The organism is Sphaerisporangium sp. NPDC088356, assembly GCF_040685555.1.
Classification (GTDB): domain Bacteria; phylum Actinomycetota; class Actinomycetes; order Streptosporangiales; family Streptosporangiaceae; genus Sphaerisporangium.
This window is the reverse complement of record NZ_JBFBIK010000052.1, coordinates 17,541-34,650: the sequence shown is the minus strand read 5'-3', so window position 1 is coordinate 34,650 and position 17,110 is coordinate 17,541. Positions and strand designations below refer to the sequence as shown.

The following is a 17,110-nucleotide window of genomic DNA, read 5'->3' as shown; positions in this document are numbered from 1 at the left end:
CCGCCCGAAAGGTCAGGCAGCCTTGTCCGGCGTCGCCTGCTTGGCGTGCTCGTCGCGCAGTCGCTCGCAGTCGGCCAGGAATGCCGCCGCAGCCGTCAGCAACTCCCGGGCGAAACGCACGTGTACGTCGGTCACGCGGGTGTTGGCGGTCAGGCCGATGCTCATCTGCGTTCCGGCGTACTCGACCGACACGAACGCGTGCGGGTCCTCCTTGGAGGGGTGATAGAACACCCGCGCGTGCTCGTCAGGGGTGATGTACAAGCTCACCCGAGGAGAGGTGTCCGGCTTCATGGTGATCGTGGTGTAGCCGTACCCGCTCATAACGCAGTCGCCTTTCTCTTGGACTCGCGGCCGAGCTGGTTGCGGTGCAGCCGTTCGACCTCCTCGGCGAAGGTCCGCGCCTGCTCGGCCAGCTCACGGGCGAACAGCACCGAGGTGTGGTCCACGTGGTTGGCGTGCAAGGTCACCTTGATGACCGAGTTTCCGGCCGAGACCTCGAAGATCGGCGTCCGGTGCGGGTACACGAAGCAGGCCGAGCGGCCACGCCCGTTCACGTGCAGGGTCGTCACCTGCCAGGACCCGTTGACGCGCCCACCCATCAGGCGGCGTCCTTACCACTGACGACGGGCTTGGCAGCAGAAGCACCTGCCCGGGGAGCGCGCATCGCGCTTGCCCGGAACGAGTACGCCTGCCTCTCACTGTTGACCCACGGCGTCACGGTCATGCCGTCGAACTCGACCGGGATGAACGGCAACCCCTGGAGCGGAGCGGGCGGCACCGGCTGGACCGGGGAGCTGACCTTGACCTTGACCGTCTTGTCCCTCGCGTCCGGGTCGCAGTCGATCACGGTGACCTGCCACACGAACTCTCCGGTGTTCTTGTCCCGCGCGTACACCGGCTTGCCAGCCGTCGAGGCCCCGAAGTCCTTGACCTGCTCGACTTCCCCGACCATGTAGCAGCCCATCGGGAAGACGTCCTCGAAGTTGATCGGGATAGCACCTCGGATACCCATACTCACTCTCCTGTCGACCCCCCTAGACAAGTACGGCCAGTCACCGAGAGGAACTGTCTAGGGGGCTATGCATCGAAGGGTAAGTGACTGTTGGGCCTTCTGTCTAGGGGGGTCGACGCGCTGAGGCAACATGCTGTACCGAGAGTTGAGGTACGGAGCAATGACGCTAAGCTTTGGCGGGTCGGTGGCCCCTCGCGCGAGTCGCTGGCGGGTGAGGGTGGCAGCCCTCACCCATGGTAGAACGCAGTTCCCTAAGGGTTACAGGTTCCAGCCGACCCAAAGCGCCCGGCGGCGTCCCCGTCGCCGGCCGCTCCACCAGAACGTTATTTTGCCCTTCATGGCGCATACCTCCTTTGTTGAGATCAATACACGCAGACAGCAAGCCGACCTTGCCGCTTGACGCGATTCTCGTCGCGAACATACCAGTCGCGATGGCCTTACACATAACGCTGACAGATGGTCATGAGAAGCGAGCGCAACGGACTGCTGTGGCCCACTGATAAGACCCTAAGGATGCACGGGGTTAGGGCATTTCGGGGTGAGGGGAAACCTCATCAGGGAAGTATGGTCTTTGGGTTTGGTTTCGGTGATGGGTTAGGTCTTACAGCCCATGATGGTTAGGCCTTCGAGGGGTTTGGTTGTTAGGGAAACCCCGAAAGGAAAGTTCCATCTCTTGGGCCGAGCCGTGATGGGTTAGGTCTTACAGCCCATGATGGTTAGGCCTACGAGGGGTTTGGTTGTTAGGGAAACCCCGAAAGGAAAGTTCCATCTCTTGGGCCGAGCCGTGATGGGTTAGGTCTTACAGCCCATGATGGTTAGGCCTACGAGGGGTTTGGTTGTTAGGAAACCCCGAAAGGAAAGTTCCATCTCTTGGGCCGAGCCGTGATGGGTTAGGTCTTACAGCCCATGATGGTTAGGCCTACGAGGGACCGCTGGCAACTAACCTCAGGTCACGCACTAGGCGGTGCTATGCCATATGAACGTGGATAGCAGTGGCATCATCGAAGGTCTTACCGCGAGGCCAACGGTCGCCGCCGAGGTCAGAGCGTTCAGCATCCCTGACGCGTTGAATGAGCCCGGCCGGGCCCTCTTGGTTGAGGATGTCGAGACCTTGCCGCCAGGTGGCGAGCCTGAACCGATCGACCAGGCGAGATGCCCCATCACTGAGGAGCGCGGCTTTGTCCACACGGTCAGCGGGAACGGCACCGATCAAAGCTTGTTCTGCGGCAAGAGGATCAGCAGAGGCGACCCAGAAGCCGTCGTCACGGTTTCGGTGATGCTGCAGCGCTTCGATGTACTCGCGGAGCGCCCGCTTGTGTTGGGGACTTCCGCCGGGCAGGGAGTCCATGCGGGAGCGGTAGGGCGCTCCCACCTGTGCCTCACGGTCGTCACAGATGACCATCGGCTCAGGAGAGCCAGCGACGTCAAGCACGAGAACGGAGTCAGCGAGCACCAGCCATTGCAACTCACCGCCGGTACATCGGAGCATGACCACGGTTGCGGAGGGGGAACCGGGATGGGAGACATTGCAGGTGAAGTCATGCATGGATGTGACGGCCTTGATGCCCTCACCGAGGATCTCGGCCAGGGTGTCGGCGCTTTGCGTCATCGAGGCGAGCAACGTCGACCCGAGCATCCGCGTATACCAGGCCACGCCGTGCGAACAGCCGGACTCCGAGCCCGGAGGGGTGCCCGCGCCGTCGAGGAGGACCACGGCGTCAGGAGTAGCCGCCACGAAATCCTCGTTCGGCCGGGTCGAGCTGGCGGGTTCGGTGGCGAAGGTGACGCGCACGCTAATTCTCCTCGTGCCGGTAGAGCGGACTGACTAATTCCACCTTCAGCGTTTCCCCCGTTGCCGGGTCGTACTCCACCCCCACCACGGTGGAAAACCGCTTGTCGGCTACCTGACCCCACAGCGTGTTGATCTCAGAGACGATGAGGCTGACCACGCCGAGGGTGCCTTGCGGATGGATACCGGTGAACACGAGCACGTTGCCGTGCCCGTCCGGCCGAGCCAGACGACCAAGATAGGCATAGTCCACGCTGGTGGCCGGGGTGCTGTCCTCACCTGACCTATAGATCTTGCTGGTACGGCTGTCGCGGATCGTCCATGGCCCGTCGTCGGCCTTGACCCACTCCAGCACCGGATCGGACTCATACAGAGCGCCCATGACCGGCGAGAGCCGAGGACCGCAGATCACGATGAGGTTGGGGCGGTTCAGGTCGATTTCACCGCCCAGGGGGACATGCCCCAGTTCGACCGGCAGCTCGAACCCTCGTGCCAGATCCTCCAGCCGCTTGCTCGCTGTGACATCTTCCATCGCGACCACCGGACGGCCCTTGATCGCGTCTTGTTTGAGCGGAGTGGCGATCGTGATCGTGCCCTTGCCGAGGAACGCGCCTTCTGGTGCTGGGCCAGTGTGGCGGATCTGGTGAATCCGGCCCCGGGTAAGGCCGGCCGCCTGCGCGATCTGAGCGTATGACATGCCCTGTGCGTGCAATTCCTGGATCACCCGGCGCCGTAGCCGGGCGAGTTCTGTCACTTCTTGTTGAGCGGCGTGGAGACGCTCGGTAGCCGCCCGGAGAAGGACATAAGGGTCTTCAATGGCGGCGATACGTTCGAGCTCGCTCAACGGCACGGTAGTTCCCTCTCGGTGGTACTCAACCGAGTCTAGGCCCCTAGACAGAACGTCGTCCATCTGGACGGACAACGTTGGTTTCACCCGTTCGCCGTTATCGATGCTGATCGCGCGCATGTGCCAACGTCTATTGGGGATTCCGCGAGGGCTCATCGGTCACACCGGCTACCTGGCCATGCCGGACAAGACGGCCGCCCATAGCTCCCGGCCCTGCCGTACTCGCATCCGGTGCGTCTCGGTGACCTCCGGGCGTTTTTCGTTCTGCACGGTACGGCGTACGAACGCCATCCCGCCCGCCTCGCACAGTTCGAAGAACACTGCGCGGCAATCACAGGTCCAGGCCACGACACGCACGCGGGTTGCATCGACGGGAGGGAGCCAGGCCAACCGCTCGCAGCCGGATTGGGGGAGTGGGAGATGAGGACTGAGGCAGTCGGTCATGCACTCGACGCCCCCGACCCCTGCCAGGAGGTCGCAGGCGTGGTGGCGACAGCCTCTACCAGGAGCATCGCCCACACGGTGCGACCGTTGTCATCGCCCCGGACGCCGTAGGAGTCGGCCAGTGCGCCGACCAACAGCAAGCCACGCCCGCTCTCCTGCTGCTCATCCGGCAAAAGCATTCGAGGCGAGCGTGGCCCACCCTCGTCGGTGACACCCAGCCACACGCGGTCGTGCTGTGCATGGATCATGACGTGAAAACGGCCGCCGAACCTGTTGGTGGCAGAGTGCCGGATCGCGTTGGTAGCCAGTTCACTCACGATCAGCTCGGCCGCCTCCACCACCGGCCAGCCCATGAGGAACGTCGTCACAAACCGGCGAGCTTCCGTCACCGATAGGGGAGAGCCGAGGAAAGATCGAGACATGCGCCAAGCCGCCATGGATACGCTCCGTCGTCTAGGGGGCTATACGACCCACGTCAGAAGCGTATGACTCGCGCTCGCCAAGTCTCAAGGAATTCGACGCATAAATGCGTCAGCGCTCGAGCTGGTCTGCCAACTGCCGGAAATCCGTCCCGATTTCACCCAGCAACGCCCGTAGCCCATCCCCGTACACGGCCACGTCGGCGAAGGCATCGAACAGCTCCCGATGCGCTGCCGTGCCCTCTTGATCGGTGACCACCACGTCACCCGTGATCGCCTCAGCCACGCTCACCGCGCCATCAAAGATCGTGAAGCCATGCAACGGGAACGCCGGCGCCTCCACCGACCACGGCACCACGCCGAGCCGTACATGATCGAGCGTGGACACCTGAACGAGCCGATCAAGCTGCGCCATCATCAACGACGGCGACCCCGGCCACGTCCGGACCGCCCCCTCAGTCAGCACGAAGGCGAACCGCCGGCCCCCCTCGAACAGAACGGCCTGCGCCTGCACCCGGATCGCCGCAGCCTTGGACGCGTCGTCCTCATCAACCGCCCGCCCAATCGTCAACGCCAACCGCGCATATTCCGCCGTCTGCAACAGAGCCGGGATCATTGCCGAAGAGAAACAGATGACCTCAACGGCCGACCGAAGCCGCGCCGCATCAGCCGACTCACGACCGGCAAGCCCCCCGCGGAGCCGAGACACCTCATCACGAAGGCGAGCAATCAGCGCATCCAACTCCCCCCGCTCACCGGCCCCGAGCCCCAGCGCAGCCGACACCCGCTCGACCGTCTCCGGCGTCGGCAGAAGATCACCGGTCTCGATCCGCGAAATCGTCGACTGCCCGACCCCCGCACGCCGAGCCAGCTCCTTACCCGTAAGCCCAGCACTCCGACGCTGCCGGCGAACCAGCTCACCCAGCTCCCGCAGCCGTCCCCGCCGTTCTTCCACACCGAGCGTTCTACCACCACGATGACGAGCAGCGCTGATGCTGAGCGCGGATCTTGCCGAATTGTGCTTATAGGTATCAAGCGCGGCGGCGCTCGCCGCCGCGGCACGGCCCGCCGCCCGCACGCCCGGCCGGGCGTGCGGCGTGGACGCCGGTCCCGGCCAGCGGCGGGAAAGCGGGCCGCCCGCCGTACCAAGGACCCGCCGGTGACCGATCTCCCCGGGCGGTCGGGGACGCGCCGCCGCCCAGATGCATCATCAGGCGGCCCCACTGAACTGCCCGAGACCGACAGGTCGTCTCTCGAAATCTACCGTCCGCCAGCGAAGGATCATGATATCTGCTGAAATGTACACATGTATCTTGAGCAACTAGAAATAGACCGCTTTCGCGCCTATCGTCATGCGAACGTTTCATTTCCCGAACACGGCTTGCTGCTCATAGCCGGCGCAAATAACACAGGAAAGAGTAGTTTCCTAACCGCGCTGGACGTAGTTGGTGGGCTCGGCGTGACTTCTGAAATGTATCACGGCGGTGGTGTCCCACCACTTCTTAAGGCAAGATTTCGGTTATCGGAAGATGAGCGTGCATTCATAATTGCGAGCCTTGCCCTCACCTCGCTAGAGTCGGATGAATTTCGCTGGCTAGAGTGGGAATTCGCCGTATCGCCGAAGGGTGAGAGAATGGCCGCGCGAATTAGCACGTCACGAAGCAATGGACAAGCTCATGTCATAGCCGAAGTTGTCCAAAATCCTAATGATAATCTGTGGGATGTAAACCTAATTGCAGGTCTAAATAATTATCAAATAGCTGGACAGGATTTTTGGCAAGTTAATACGCGCCTGCGAACGGGAGGCACGCCTCAGTCGCTGGAAGACATATCTATTCCCGAATTATCTTCCATTATTTCGCAGCTTCAGGAATGGCGCAAACGATTCTTCCACTTTCCGGCCCATCGCCCGGGGACTGCGCGTAGCCAAAACCTAAGCTCGGTCGAATACCTAGACCCTACCGGTTCGAATTTGACGGCAGTATTGTTGAACATAAATACCAATCATCCGGATCTGTGGAATGAACTACAGGAGCTAATACGTCAAATTGTCCCAGATGTAGGGCAACTTCGTGTACCCACGCGCGGTAGCCAAATGGAGATTACCTTCAGGGATCCTTACGTTGATGATTTGCATCATAATATAAAGGATCTGGGTACAGGGGTGGAGCAACTACTCCTTGCGCTTGTCGTAGGGCTGACTCATCCCACGCCGGCTGTGGTCGCCATAGAGGAACCAGAAACGGCTCTACACCCTTCAGCGCAGCGTGCATTGCTAGGGCTACTACGTTCTTGGTCGCATGACCGTCTTTTCGTCGTAACTACGCATTCCCCAGTTTTCCTGGATACGAGCGAGGGCGCAGCTAAAATCTTAGCCGTACGTCGCGAAGGGGGAGCATCGACTATCGAACACGCAAGTTCGACTGTAGGCAGCGTACTCGGAGAACTCGGTGTGCGTCTCAGCGATGTCCTTTCTGCGGATCGGATCCTTCTAGTAGAGGGCCCAAGTGACCGCGAGATTCTGAGTGTGTGGTATCCCCAAATTCTGACAGACCCCCGCATTGCCGTAATACTTGGGGGTGGGGGAGAGAATGTCAAATATGCCAGTGTTCTTCAGTCCTGGTTAGATACAGCGGATCGACTTGGAGGGCGACGTGTTCTGTATGTGAGAGATCGGGACGAATTACCCGATCGTCTTCTGGCAGAACTGGATAAATCTCAAAGTGCTTTCGTGCTCCCACGTCGGGAACTGGAGAACTATCTCCTTGCTCCTGAGGCGATTGCCCGGGTGCTAGAGACTTATGGGAATTGTAGCGGCCTCACAAAAGAAATGGTGACCTCCACCATCAAGGAAGCGGCGAATGCACTGCGTAGCAATGTAATTCTGAAACGCGTGTGCTGGGAACTCGTACCTGTGCGACTCGTGGACAATTCCCTAAGGACGAAGCTGGCTAAGAGGCAAGCATCCCCTGACGAGCTGATTGAAGCAGTTGTGGAGCGCATTCCTGAGCGTCCGAGCATTGCTCATAAAATCAAGGATTCATGGGCTCATGCAGAAGTCGAAACCAATGCTCGCTGGGCGGAACATTGGGAAGAGATGGCGCCAGGAGCCGACATGCTCGATGCTATCTGGAAAAAGTTCGTTGGCCGAAGATATGACAAGCAAGTAGACGGAAAGAAGCTTGCTCAGAACTTGGGTCAAGCGCCTACTGAGCTCGCCGAGGTGATGGAACGCTTTTTGTCTCGCGATTAGTCTGGCATAAAGCCTCCGGCGGGGGCCTCGGCTCCGGGGTGGTCTTCTGCGTGACCGCGAGGGCCGTAGGTGGCTGAGGTGGGGCTGATCACCCCGTCTGCCGCGACCCAGGCGAGCCCAGCAGGCCGGCTTCTCCGGCACAAGCCCGTCTGTGGCCGTTGGCGTCCCATCACCGAGGAACGGGGGCCGGTGGACGTACACGCGAAGACGGGCTTGTGCCTCCGTCGCCGGCCTGCTGCCGCTTCGCGGTGGGTCGAGGCAGACGGGGTGATCAGGTGGGGGAGCTGTGCGGGGCCGCACGGGGTGAGTGCCTCCCTAGTTGCAGTTCTAGTTGCAGTTCGAGCCAGTACGACGGGGTTCCAGGCGGACCGGCGCGGGTCGTTGGTCCAGGTGGAACCGCCCTGAACGGCCAGGATCCGAGCTGCTAATGCGGTTTGGGTCTACAGCCCATCCGGGGTTCAAATCCCCGAGCCTCCGCACTTCAAAGGCCCTCTCCCGTTATCGGGACGAGGGCCTTTTTGATCTTCGAAGACGGCCCATAGTTGCAGTCGCCCCAAAGTGCGAACCCATGCCGTCGGAGGTAATCCGATGGACTGCGCGAGACCCAGGAAGGGATCGTGGATCTGCCGGCGACCTCACCAGCTCATGGGGTGGGATTGATATGCCTGATGGATGGCAGTGGGACAGCACACTGTTTCAGGGAAGTGCAGCCTATTACGAGCGCGGACGGCTGCCGTATGCTCCGGGCTTCGCCGAAACACTGGCCACGGTCCTCGGCCTGGACGGCCGGGGCCGACTTCTCGATGTTGGCTGCGGGCCGGGCATCGTTACGCTCGCCCTGGCGCGGTTCTTCACCGAGGCGGTTGGCATCGACCCAGATGAAGACATGCTGGCCGAGGCCGAGCGACAGGCCGAGCCTCGCGGGGTGACGAACGCGCGTTGGGTGGCCGCCCGCGCCGAGGATCTGCCGGCCGGTCTGGGGGAGTTCCGGGTCGTGGTGTTCGCCCAGTCCTTCCACTGGACGGATCGTGATCGTGTCGCTGCGACCGTGCTGAAGATGCTGGAGCCGGGAGGCGCGTTCGTCCATATGAGCGACCTCAAGGAGCCACCCGCCGAACCGGCGCCACCACCGCTGCCCGCTCCCCCGTACGCGCAGATCAGCGACCTGGTGCGTCGGTACCTGGGCCCGGTACGCCGCGCGGGGCAAGGCACGCTCGTCAACGGCACGCCGAACCGGGAGGACCTCGTCCTGGCACGGGCCGGGTTCGAGAACTTCGAACGACATGTCGTGCCGGCCGGGGAAGTGGTCAACCGCACCGCGGACGACATCGTGGCGTGGGTGTTCTCCCGATCCGACTCCGCCCCTCACCTGTTCGGCGACAGGTTGGAGGACTTCGAGCGGGATCTGCGCGCGGCGCTGCGGCAAGCGTCACCCGGCAACCGCTTCGCGGAGCGTCTTCCAGCAACCGAGATCATGACCTGGCGCAAGCCGCGTGGCGAGCGCTGACGGCAACGTCGCGACGGCCCGCGGAGGCGGGGCCGGCGGGTGGTCATGGGAGGGCGGCGGCGATTCGCTCGCGGAGATGGGGTTCGTGGGCGGGGTCGGTGCACAGGGTCAGGGTTAGACCGGCCTTGGCGGCGTCGGCTAAGACGGAGAGCAGAGTCGCGAACTGTTCCGGGGGTTCGGCGCTGAGCAGGTCCTCGGCGTGGTCCACGATGAGGGCGACGTTTCCGGTGCTGGTGGCGTCGCGCAGGGAGTCGGCGAGCGCGTCCCAGTTGCGGCCGAAGTAATCCGGAAAGCGCAGAACCCGCGCCGCCTCCTCGAAGAAGGCGGCGCGGGTCTGGCATGAGCGCCCGTCGACGACCGCCGGCGCTGGGCTGGTCGACACCGTCAGCCATTGCGGCAGCGGACGTGCGGCGGATGTCATGGAGTGTTCCTAGAGCCGGTAGAAGTCGGTGTAGTGGTTCGGCGAGAACCAGACCACGCCGCTGCTGCGGTTGACCACGATCCGGTACGCGTCACGCGCGGCGCCCAGGGCCCGGGAGTACACGTCGTACTCGTAGTAGGTGGCGCCGCTGGGGAGTTGGCCCTCTCGGTTCTGGAAGCGTCCGCCGGTGTAGTTGTACTTGCCGTCCGGCCAGGAGTACCAGCCACTGGTGGTGGGGTAGCCCTTGGAGGCCCAGGTGGCCTTGGCCGAGCGCGCGTCGGAGCACCGGGAGATGGTGCAGGAGTTGATGACCGACGCGTCGGCGGGGGTGATGCCGACACCGCCGATCAGGGACGTGATGGCGGCGAGCATGACGATGAGTCGTGCCGGCCAGGAAGGTCGGGGGCGTTGCATGGTGTGCACGAAGCCTCCTTGCGGGGGGTACAGGACCAACACCCGTCAGGATTGCCGTCAAATGGTGTCAAATAAAGGCAAAGATCTCCAAAGGTGCGATGAACTCTTTGTGGCTCAAGGCCGACGCCGAGATCGCACTGAACGTGATGGCCCTCTTCTGGCCGTCCCGTTCGGTTCCCATGTGATCAGCGAACGGGCGTTCCACCTGCTTCGCCGGGCCGTCCGATGTCAAGGCATGGGTGACCGATGGCCGTACGCGGACCTGCCCATACGTGCCGAGGCGGACAGCGGCTACCGGCACCGTCACAGGCACCAATGCGGGCTACACCCCGACAAATGGTGAAAAATCGTTCTCTAGGGGAGGGGGAACATCAATCCACCGCGTGCGACCATGTCTCTGGTCCAGGTGCCCCTCCCTGGAGAACAGGCAGCACGCCCATGGATACGCCCCCTTCCGAATCGCCGCCGCTCCCACGGCGGGACGAAGCCGTACGCTGCGCCGAGGCCGACGACGGCCGCCGCTGCGTTCTGCCGCCCGATCACCCAGGTGAGCACGTATATCCCCGCCAGCCCGACACCTGACCGCGCCGTACCGGCGGTGATCACGGCCTGAGCGTACGCGTCGTGCTTGGATACGCGAGTGGCGACCAGTGGAGACGACCAGGCCCGCGCCAGGATGAGGGACGCGCGGGTCGCCAGGCTGGGCACGGTCGGCGAGGACGGGGCGCCGCACCTGGTCCCGGTGACGTTCTCCCTGGACGGCGACCGCATCGTGACCGCCGTCGACCACAAGCCCAAGAGCACGACCAACCTGCGGCGGCTGCGGAACATCCAGGCCAACCCGAAGGTGTGCGTCCTGGTCGACCACTATGACGACGACTGGACACGCCTGTGGTGGGTCCGTGCCGACGGCGTCGCCACCATCGTCGAGCGCGACGAGGAGCGACTCCCCGTACTCGCGTCCCTGGTCGCCAAATATCCCCAATATGCGGATCACGTCCCTGAAGGGCCCGTCATCCTGATCGAGGTCACCCGGTACACGACCTGGTCGTACTCGGGCATCCTCTAGCGACGCCCGAGGCGCGGGTACCGCCGGACGTACCCGATGCAACGGGACATCGCCTGGTCGGTTCGTAAGGGCGGCGTCTACCGGGTGCCCCTGACCGGCGGGACGCCCGAACTGGTCCCGGGATCGGAAGGAGTCCAGGTGGTCTCCTGGCCGTGGGCGGCGGGGGCGCTTTCGGCAGGGGCACGCCCTCCTCGCCCAGCCTGATCCTCTATTGGGGGGTGGAGCAGGGGGACAAACCGGACGAGTACTGGGTGCTTAACCTGGCCGCGGTGCCCCCGGCAGAATAAGCTTCCGCCTATGCGGATCTTCGCGAACCTGAGCGAGCTGAAGGCGGCCACCGGCGAGCACCTGGGGTACACCGAGTGGCGTGAGGTCACCCAGGAGCAGGTCAACCTGTTCGCCGACGCCACCGACGACCACCAGTGGATCCACGTCGACATCGAGCGGGCCAAGGCCGGCCCGTTCGGCGGGCCCATAGCCCACGGCTACCTCAGCCTCGCCCTGCTGCCCTCCTTCATGACGGAGCTGTTCAGGGTCGACGGCCTGAAGATGGGGATCAACTACGGGCTCAACAAGGTGCGCTTCCCGTCACCGGTGCCCGTGGGAGCGAAGATCCGTGCGGGAGCCGAGCTTCTGGACGTGAAGGGCACCCCGGCGGGCACGCATTCCAGCCTCCGCGTCACCATCGAGGTCGAGGGCTCCAGCAAGCCCGCCTGCGTGGCCGAAAGCCTCTCGCTGTACATCGCCGACTAGACGATCTACGTCCCCGAGTACAGGATGGCCGCCTGGACGCGGCTGCGCAGGCCGAGCTTGCCCAGCATCCGGCTGACGTGGGTCTTCGCCGTGGCCTCGGTCATGTCGAGCTCGCGGGCGATCTCCGCGTTCGACAGCCCGCGCGCCACGCAGGCCAGCACCTCGCGCTCGCGCGGGGTCAGGGCCCCGAGGTCGTACGGCTTGCGCTCGCTCGTCCCGGCGAACTCCGTGATCAACCGCCGGGTCACCAAGGGCGAGATCAGGCCCTCGCCCCGCGCCACCAGCCGTACGGCCTGCACGAGGGCGTCCGCGTCGGTGTTCTTGAGCAGGAACCCGGCGGCCCCGGCGCGGAGCGCCCCGAAGACGTACTCGTCCAGGTCGAACGTCGTGAGGATGAGGACGTCGGCGATGCCGCTCATCTCGCGGGTGGCCGAGATGCCGTCCATGCGGGGCATGCGGATGTCCATCAGCACGACGTCGGGCCGGAGCTCGCGCGCCATCTGGACGGCCGCCCGCCCGTCGGCCGCCTCGCCGGCCACCTCTGTGTCCGGCTGGCCTTCCAGGATCAGCACGACGCCCGCGCGTACCGCCGTGTGATCGTCGGCGACCAGGACTCTGATCATCTGCTGTCCTCGGTCGCGCGGGGCCGTCCCTCGTACGGCGTCTCACCCGCGACGCCTGGTCGGGGACCCGTCCCGTACGGGGGAACTCTCGGCGTTCATGACCGGCTTGGCGAAGGTGCCCGCGATCGCACTCCTGTGGCCGCTCAGCCACACCTTGTTCCCCAAGAAGTCCAAGGTCGAGTGAGTGGGCCTAGCCCCGGAACGGCAGCTCGGCGTGCACGCGCCACCCACCCTCGTACGGCCCGGCCCACACCGACCCGCCGATCTTGCTCGCACGGCGACGCATGGTGGCAAGCCCTTCGTGCGGCCCCCGGGAGGCGTGCGTCTTGGCCTTCATGCCGTTGTCCACGGTCAGCGTGACCCGGTCGGGCTCGTAAGACAGGACCACCGTGGCGTTCGGCGTACCGTGTTTCAGGGTGTTGGTCAGGGCCTCCTGGATGATCCGCATACCGGCGAGATCCACGGGGTCGGGCAACTCCTGGGGCGTTCCGGCCACGTGGAGGCGTATCGTCAGGCCGCCGTGACGTGACGACTGCACCAGATCGGCCAGGGTGGGGCGCGGGTAGTCGTACTGCGTGCGGAGCAGCAGCCGGGTGAGTTCCGATACGTGCTGCGAGTGGGAGTGGGCGGCCACCGCCCGGTTACGACGCCTGCGAAGGAGCGCCGCGAGGACCACCGCGGCTCCGAGGAAGGTCAGCGCGATCGCCACGGCGACCTGCGCCGAGGAACCGCCCATCGTGTAGAACGCTGGCTGCTGAATCATGCCTTCAATCCGCAGGTCCGGGGCCACGTCGCGTGACCCGAGGTGGTTCATTGCCGCCGGGGCCGCCCGCCACGCGCGGAACCACGAAAGTTTGCGGAGGGTTTGTCCGATTAGGGCGGCTTTCGCCATCAATCCCATTGCCGCCGCTCCCCACCATCTGACCGTCGCGGGGCTGCCTATGCTGTGGGCGTGGACGAGAACTTCCTGGAGGACACCTTCCAGCTGCGCACCGAGTACATACCGCTGTGCGACCTGCTCAAGTACTGCTCCGTCACAGAGAGCGGCGGCGAGGCCAAGCACTTCATCGCCGAGGGCAACGTCATGGTCGACGGCGACGTCGAGCTGCGCAAGACCTGCAAGATCAGAGCCGGCCAGATCGTCAGCGGCCTCGACTTCGAAATCCGCGTAGTAGCCGCCCCCTGACAGAATGGGGTGTTGCCCCTCCCGTCACCCGTGTGACTTGGGCACCCGGTTGCCTCCCAACCCGGCATCGCGACCTAGTCCCGGAACCGGGCGGCGATCTGCCCGAACGACAGGCAGGCCTCGCGCCGTGGAAGGGGGCTGGTTGCAGGAAGGGCCGGGACGGGGAGCCGTCTGATCCCGATTGGCCGTCTCGCCGCGGATCATCCCCTCCGGCGCCGAGCCGGTTGGATAACCGGTTCGGCACACCCTCGAAGACCCGCTATGCTTATCCAGGCAAGCAGGCGGCCGTAGCTCAATGGATAGAGCATCTGACTACGGATCAGAAGGTTACGGGTTCGACTCCTGTCGGCCGCGCCACACAAAGGCCCAGGTCATCAGTGCGATGACCTGGGCTTTTTCGTGTCTCGATCAGTGATCGGTGTCCGGCTGTGTCCGGTCATGATCGGGCGGGTCCGGCTGAGCTTTCCCAATGCGTTCCCGCGTGCCAGGGCGCAGGACTTCGCTGATCCGACGCATGGAGATCTCGTCTTGACCAACGAGGCACTTGGCGTAGGTGCGTAGGAGGACTTCCACGCTGTTGCCTGCCCAGTCGGCTACCTGCTTCGCGGGTACACCTGCGTTGAGCCAGGTGGACAGGCAGGCGTGCCGAAGGTCATAGGGCCGTTTGGCCAGCGGTGAGCCGCACTCCTCCGTTGTCAGGGCGTCCTGTCGGGCCTTGGCCCAGACTCGTTGGATCGTGCTCGTCGCGAGCACATCCCCCTGTACGCCGTGGAACACGCGACCGCCGGGGCCGGCGCCGTGCTCCTTCAGGTGAGCACGGAGGATGGCGACCAGTTCGGGGGCGCACGGTACGGGGCGGCCTTCGCCCTCGGCGCGATGCTTCAGGCTGCGTTCGTCGCGCTGTTCGCCGGAATCGGTCCACTCCCTTCCGACGTCCGGGGTTGCTGCGGTCAGGTAGATCTCCCCCCACGTGTCTGCCGCATCCGGCAACGTCAGGTCCTTCTCCCGTAGGTTGACGGCTTCTTCGGGGCGCAGGCCAGCGAAGTACAGAGTGGCGAAATATGGCATCAGCAAGGGGCCGCTCGGCTTGCGTTTCTCAATGGCATCGAGCAATGCGCGGGCTTGGTCCGGGTTCACCACTGATCGGCGGTCCACCTGAAGCGTGGTCTTCGACGGCTTCCACTTCAGGTCCGTCATCGGATTCTTCTCAAGCAACTTGAGTTCTACTGCGTAGGCCATGGCGTTGGACATGACAACGCGGTGCCGGCGGTTCGAGCTGGCGGCGACTCGCTTGCCGTTGAGGCGGGATGTAGCGGCATTCAGCAGTGCCCGCGCGATAGCTGGAACCGCGAGCGTTGAGACAGGACGGCTGTTGCGCTCAACCCATCTGAGTAAGTCACGGGTTCGCGGCGGGCAGTTCTTTCGGTCCTTGGTGTTGAATCCCCAGCGACGAAGCGCGGTCCGGACTTCCTTCGCGTCGTAGGGGCAAGTCGTATCGGTGAGCATTGCAGGTGTGGCGAGCGTCAGGACGTAGGCGATTCCCGCGCGATGCTTGGCGGATGCGTCGGTCCACTTCATGTCCACGAATTTGCAGGCGAAGCCGTACCAACTCATCTCGGGCTTATCCGTGCGTGCCCACGAGACGGGTTCCCCTGTTGCCAGGCTGAATGCCTCGCCGTTGCGGGCGGCGGTCACCAAGGCGCTGCGGTAGGCGTCCGCTTGGGCATCCTTTTGGAATGCCTTCTTCCACGGCTTTCCATCGGTCTGCCAGAGTACGCGGTAAGAGGTAATCACGCCCTTGGCGTTCTTCCGCTTTTCCGTCTTGTAGATGCGGACTTTGTATGTGGTGCGGTTCATCAGGCCACGTCCTCCAGGCTGGTCAGCCAGCGGTCATATTCGGCGCGGCGCACGAGAAGGTTTCCGTTGGGTAGGCGCATGCACTTGGGCGCACGGCCCTTCTGGCGCCAGTCGTAGAAGGTTGAGCGGCTGATACCGAGGTCATCGCAGATGTCGGCGATGGTGAGCTTTTCAGCCCTGGCCACGGGGCATCTCTCCTTGCGGTTCGGCGGGGGCGGAGCGGTAAGGGGAGGGGTAGCCGTCCCAGCCGTCCCAGGGTCATTTCCGCTGGTCAGGCTGGGACGGCTTGTTTTGCTGGGACGGCTAAGCCGTCCCACGGTTGGAAGCCGTCCCGCGCTGACCTGCGATGACGAGGCTGGGACGGCTGGGACGGCTACCCCCCTCGAACAGCGGGATATCGGTGTTCTGCGGAGTCGCCGGGGACTCGGGAACGGGGCAATAGCGTGTCCAGGCATCGGTGAAGTCGGCCCGCTGGTAGCCCTTGGCCTGGGTGCCATCGGTGAACCGGATGTTGGCCGAACGGATCTCGTATTCGCGCAGCAGGACGCCAAGCCTCATGGCGGTGAGCCCGTTGGGTCCGTAGTCGGCCCACGGCGCTTCGGGGTCGGCCTTGAGCCGGTCCAGCAGGGTCACGGTGGCCAGGGCGGGATCGGTGCCGAACGCGGTCCGGCAGTCGGTCAGCAGCCGGACTCGGTTGGATGTCTGGCCGTTGTCGTCGGCTTCGGCGGTGAGGGCGAGCACGGCGGCGCGGGCGCGGTCGGGCCAGTGCCCGCCGGCGTGGTCGGCGACGGCTACGAGGGGTTCCCAGGTGTCGGCGGCGCGGTCTTCCACAGGCATGGGCGGTTCGGCTTTCTCCAAGGTGTCGAGGTCGGCGCGCAGCCATAGCCGGAGGTTTTCGGCGAGCTGGCGCAGGGCGGGGCGGTCGCGGCGGTGCCGGTAGGGTGCGACGGTTTCCCCGGGGCCGCGCCGGCGCATGCGGACCACGACGGCGCGGTCTTCGATGGTGTCGGGCATGGCGCCGATGCCGGCGAGGGCGGCCATGGCGAACGTCGGGATGGACTCGACGCGGCCGGTGTTGGCGTCGTACCTCTTGGCGGGGCGGTTGCGCTGGTGTCCGGCGTTGAGCAGCCCGCGAAGGTCCTCGTTGCCGTCCGCTTTGGGGCCGAAGATGGTGTCTGCCTCGTCAACGAGCATGGTCGGCGGGTCCTCACTGATGGACCGGTAAACGGCCGCGCTACTGCTGTTGACGGTGATGAACGGGTCGTGGCAGGTGGCCTCGGTCACGTCCAACAGCCGGGACTTGCCGCAGCGCTTCTCGGGCGCCCGGATGACCAGCCGGGGGGCGTGCGCCCATGCGGGTTGCGCGTGGCTGGCGGCGATCCACAACACCACCGCGTCAGCGGCCTCGGGGGTCGGCAGGATGACGTACCGGGTGAGCGCGGCCAGCAGCGCGTCAAGCAGGGCCGCACCGTCGGTGTGCGCTTCGGTGGCGGGTTGGGTCATGGAAGGGTCTCCC

The 17,110-nt window shown here is 64.4% G+C and carries 21 protein-coding genes and 1 tRNA gene; 6 read left to right on the top strand and 16 right to left on the bottom strand.

Features of this window, described 5'->3' with window-relative positions; genetic code table 11:
- Positions 1–12: 12 nt before the first annotated feature.
- The 8 genes from AB0O34_RS20320 to AB0O34_RS20285 form a co-directional block, all read right to left on the bottom strand.
- A complete protein-coding gene (locus AB0O34_RS20320) occupies positions 13–321 on the bottom strand; it encodes a hypothetical protein (RefSeq protein WP_363917404.1) in 309 nt (102 codons plus the stop codon).
- Positions 318–599, bottom strand: coding sequence for a hypothetical protein (locus AB0O34_RS20315; protein WP_363917402.1), 282 nt, complete (start codon positions 597–599; stop codon positions 318–320). The genes AB0O34_RS20320 and AB0O34_RS20315 overlap by 4 nt, the downstream gene beginning before the upstream one ends.
- The gene (locus tag AB0O34_RS20310) at positions 599–1,012 is read right to left on the bottom strand and encodes a plasmid replication, integration and excision activator (RefSeq protein WP_363917400.1); all 414 of its coding nucleotides are present in this window, start codon (positions 1,010–1,012) and stop codon (positions 599–601) included. The genes AB0O34_RS20315 and AB0O34_RS20310 overlap by 1 nt, the downstream gene beginning before the upstream one ends.
- 967 nt (positions 1,013–1,979) lie before the next feature.
- The gene (locus tag AB0O34_RS20305; RefSeq protein WP_363917398.1) at positions 1,980–2,804 is read right to left on the bottom strand and encodes a protein phosphatase 2C domain-containing protein; all 825 of its coding nucleotides are present in this window, start codon (positions 2,802–2,804) and stop codon (positions 1,980–1,982) included.
- Between the two features lies 1 nt (position 2,805).
- Positions 2,806–3,651 (bottom strand): sigma-70 family RNA polymerase sigma factor, encoded by an 846-nt coding sequence (locus AB0O34_RS20300; RefSeq protein WP_363917397.1) that lies wholly within the window; start codon positions 3,649–3,651, stop codon positions 2,806–2,808.
- Positions 3,652–3,816: 165 nt separating this feature from the next.
- A complete protein-coding gene (locus tag AB0O34_RS20295) occupies positions 3,817–3,969 on the bottom strand; it encodes a hypothetical protein (protein ID WP_363917395.1) in 153 nt (50 codons plus the stop codon).
- Positions 3,970–4,088: 119 nt separating this feature from the next.
- Positions 4,089–4,529, bottom strand: coding sequence for an ATP-binding protein (locus AB0O34_RS20290; protein ID WP_363917393.1), 441 nt, complete (start codon positions 4,527–4,529; stop codon positions 4,089–4,091).
- A gap of 94 nt (positions 4,530–4,623) precedes the next feature.
- On the bottom strand, positions 4,624–5,589 hold the full coding sequence (locus AB0O34_RS20285; RefSeq protein ID WP_363917391.1) for a helix-turn-helix transcriptional regulator: 966 nt from the start codon (positions 5,587–5,589) through the stop codon (positions 4,624–4,626).
- 228 nt (positions 5,590–5,817) lie between these two features.
- On the opposite strand from AB0O34_RS20285, the gene AB0O34_RS20280 reads away from it, so the two are divergent.
- Both AB0O34_RS20280 and AB0O34_RS20275 read left to right on the top strand, forming a co-directional pair.
- Positions 5,818–7,764 carry an AAA family ATPase gene (locus AB0O34_RS20280; protein ID WP_363917389.1) on the top strand — a complete coding sequence of 649 codons (1,947 nt, stop codon included), beginning with the start codon at positions 5,818–5,820 and terminating at the stop codon, positions 7,762–7,764.
- Positions 7,765–8,425: 661 nt separating this feature from the next.
- Complete coding sequence (locus tag AB0O34_RS20275; RefSeq protein WP_363917387.1) at positions 8,426–9,271, top strand: class I SAM-dependent methyltransferase; 846 nt, start codon at positions 8,426–8,428, stop codon at positions 9,269–9,271.
- Positions 9,272–9,314: 43 nt separating this feature from the next.
- On the opposite strand, the gene AB0O34_RS20270 is transcribed toward AB0O34_RS20275, so the two are convergent.
- From AB0O34_RS20270 to AB0O34_RS20260, 3 genes are all read right to left on the bottom strand, one after another.
- Positions 9,315–9,692 carry a barstar family protein gene (locus AB0O34_RS20270; protein WP_363917385.1) on the bottom strand — a complete coding sequence of 126 codons (378 nt, stop codon included), beginning with the start codon at positions 9,690–9,692 and terminating at the stop codon, positions 9,315–9,317.
- Positions 9,693–9,701: 9 nt separating this feature from the next.
- On the bottom strand, positions 9,702–10,106 hold the full coding sequence (locus AB0O34_RS20265) for a ribonuclease domain-containing protein (protein WP_363917434.1): 405 nt from the start codon (positions 10,104–10,106) through the stop codon (positions 9,702–9,704).
- A 67-nt stretch (positions 10,107–10,173) separates the two neighbouring features.
- Positions 10,174–10,419 (bottom strand): hypothetical protein, encoded by a 246-nt coding sequence (locus AB0O34_RS20260; protein WP_363917383.1) that lies wholly within the window; start codon positions 10,417–10,419, stop codon positions 10,174–10,176.
- Between the two features lie 327 nt (positions 10,420–10,746).
- Between AB0O34_RS20260 and AB0O34_RS20255 the strand changes: the two genes are divergently transcribed.
- A complete protein-coding gene (locus AB0O34_RS20255; RefSeq protein WP_363917381.1) occupies positions 10,747–11,175 on the top strand; it encodes a TIGR03668 family PPOX class F420-dependent oxidoreductase in 429 nt (142 codons plus the stop codon).
- Positions 11,176–11,472: 297 nt separating this feature from the next.
- Positions 11,473–11,928 carry a MaoC family dehydratase gene (locus AB0O34_RS20250; protein WP_363917379.1) on the top strand — a complete coding sequence of 152 codons (456 nt, stop codon included), beginning with the start codon at positions 11,473–11,475 and terminating at the stop codon, positions 11,926–11,928.
- A gap of 5 nt (positions 11,929–11,933) precedes the next feature.
- On the opposite strand, the gene AB0O34_RS20245 is transcribed toward AB0O34_RS20250, so the two are convergent.
- Together AB0O34_RS20245 and AB0O34_RS20240 are read right to left on the bottom strand one after the other, a co-directional pair.
- Positions 11,934–12,551, bottom strand: a complete 618-nt coding sequence (locus tag AB0O34_RS20245; RefSeq protein ID WP_363917377.1) for a response regulator transcription factor — start codon at positions 12,549–12,551, stop codon at positions 11,934–11,936.
- A 190-nt stretch (positions 12,552–12,741) separates the two neighbouring features.
- Positions 12,742–13,314, bottom strand: coding sequence for an ATP-binding protein (locus tag AB0O34_RS20240; protein WP_363917375.1), 573 nt, complete (start codon positions 13,312–13,314; stop codon positions 12,742–12,744).
- Between the two features lie 189 nt (positions 13,315–13,503).
- Between AB0O34_RS20240 and AB0O34_RS20235 the strand changes: the two genes are divergently transcribed.
- Positions 13,504–13,737 carry an RNA-binding S4 domain-containing protein gene (locus tag AB0O34_RS20235; protein WP_363917373.1) on the top strand — a complete coding sequence of 78 codons (234 nt, stop codon included), beginning with the start codon at positions 13,504–13,506 and terminating at the stop codon, positions 13,735–13,737.
- 281 nt (positions 13,738–14,018) lie between these two features.
- Positions 14,019–14,094, top strand: a tRNA-Arg gene (locus tag AB0O34_RS20230).
- 51 nt (positions 14,095–14,145) lie between these two features.
- Here AB0O34_RS20230 and AB0O34_RS20225 read toward each other — a convergent pair.
- From AB0O34_RS20225 to AB0O34_RS20215, 3 genes are all read right to left on the bottom strand, one after another.
- Entirely contained in the window at positions 14,146–15,594 is a 1,449-nt protein-coding gene (locus tag AB0O34_RS20225; protein ID WP_363917371.1) for a tyrosine-type recombinase/integrase, read from the bottom strand.
- Positions 15,594–15,779, bottom strand: coding sequence for a helix-turn-helix domain-containing protein (locus AB0O34_RS20220; RefSeq protein ID WP_363917369.1), 186 nt, complete (start codon positions 15,777–15,779; stop codon positions 15,594–15,596). Before AB0O34_RS20220 ends, AB0O34_RS20225 begins: the two co-directional genes overlap by 1 nt.
- Before the next feature lie 118 nt (positions 15,780–15,897).
- Entirely contained in the window at positions 15,898–17,097 is a 1,200-nt protein-coding gene (locus AB0O34_RS20215) for a DUF3631 domain-containing protein (RefSeq protein WP_363917367.1), read from the bottom strand.
- Positions 17,098–17,110 lie beyond the last annotated feature (13 nt).

What these genes read in the sequence shown, in the direction of transcription:
- AB0O34_RS20290 (WP_363917393.1), bottom strand. Translation starts at nt 4,529, where the DNA reads ATGGCGGCTTGGCGCATGTCTCGATCTTTCCTCGGCTCTCCCCTATCG.
- AB0O34_RS20270 (WP_363917385.1), bottom strand. Translation starts at nt 9,692, where the DNA reads ATGACATCCGCCGCACGTCCGCTGCCGCAATGGCTGACGGTGTCGACC.
- AB0O34_RS20240 (WP_363917375.1), bottom strand. Translation starts at nt 13,314, where the DNA reads ATGATTCAGCAGCCAGCGTTCTACACGATGGGCGGTTCCTCGGCGCAG.
- AB0O34_RS20215 (WP_363917367.1), bottom strand. Translation starts at nt 17,097, where the DNA reads ATGACCCAACCCGCCACCGAAGCGCACACCGACGGTGCGGCCCTGCTT.
- AB0O34_RS20315 (WP_363917402.1), bottom strand. Translation starts at nt 599, where the DNA reads ATGGGTGGGCGCGTCAACGGGTCCTGGCAGGTGACGACCCTGCACGTG.
- AB0O34_RS20265 (WP_363917434.1), bottom strand. Translation starts at nt 10,106, where the DNA reads ATGCAACGCCCCCGACCTTCCTGGCCGGCACGACTCATCGTCATGCTC.
- AB0O34_RS20320 (WP_363917404.1), bottom strand. Translation starts at nt 321, where the DNA reads ATGAGCGGGTACGGCTACACCACGATCACCATGAAGCCGGACACCTCT.
- AB0O34_RS20225 (WP_363917371.1), bottom strand. Translation starts at nt 15,594, where the DNA reads ATGAACCGCACCACATACAAAGTCCGCATCTACAAGACGGAAAAGCGG.
- AB0O34_RS20275 (WP_363917387.1), top strand. Translation starts at nt 8,426, where the DNA reads ATGCCTGATGGATGGCAGTGGGACAGCACACTGTTTCAGGGAAGTGCA.
- AB0O34_RS20250 (WP_363917379.1), top strand. Translation starts at nt 11,473, where the DNA reads ATGCGGATCTTCGCGAACCTGAGCGAGCTGAAGGCGGCCACCGGCGAG.
- AB0O34_RS20245 (WP_363917377.1), bottom strand. Translation starts at nt 12,551, where the DNA reads ATGATCAGAGTCCTGGTCGCCGACGATCACACGGCGGTACGCGCGGGC.
- AB0O34_RS20280 (WP_363917389.1), top strand. Translation starts at nt 5,818, where the DNA reads ATGTATCTTGAGCAACTAGAAATAGACCGCTTTCGCGCCTATCGTCAT.
- AB0O34_RS20310 (WP_363917400.1), bottom strand. Translation starts at nt 1,012, where the DNA reads ATGGGTATCCGAGGTGCTATCCCGATCAACTTCGAGGACGTCTTCCCG.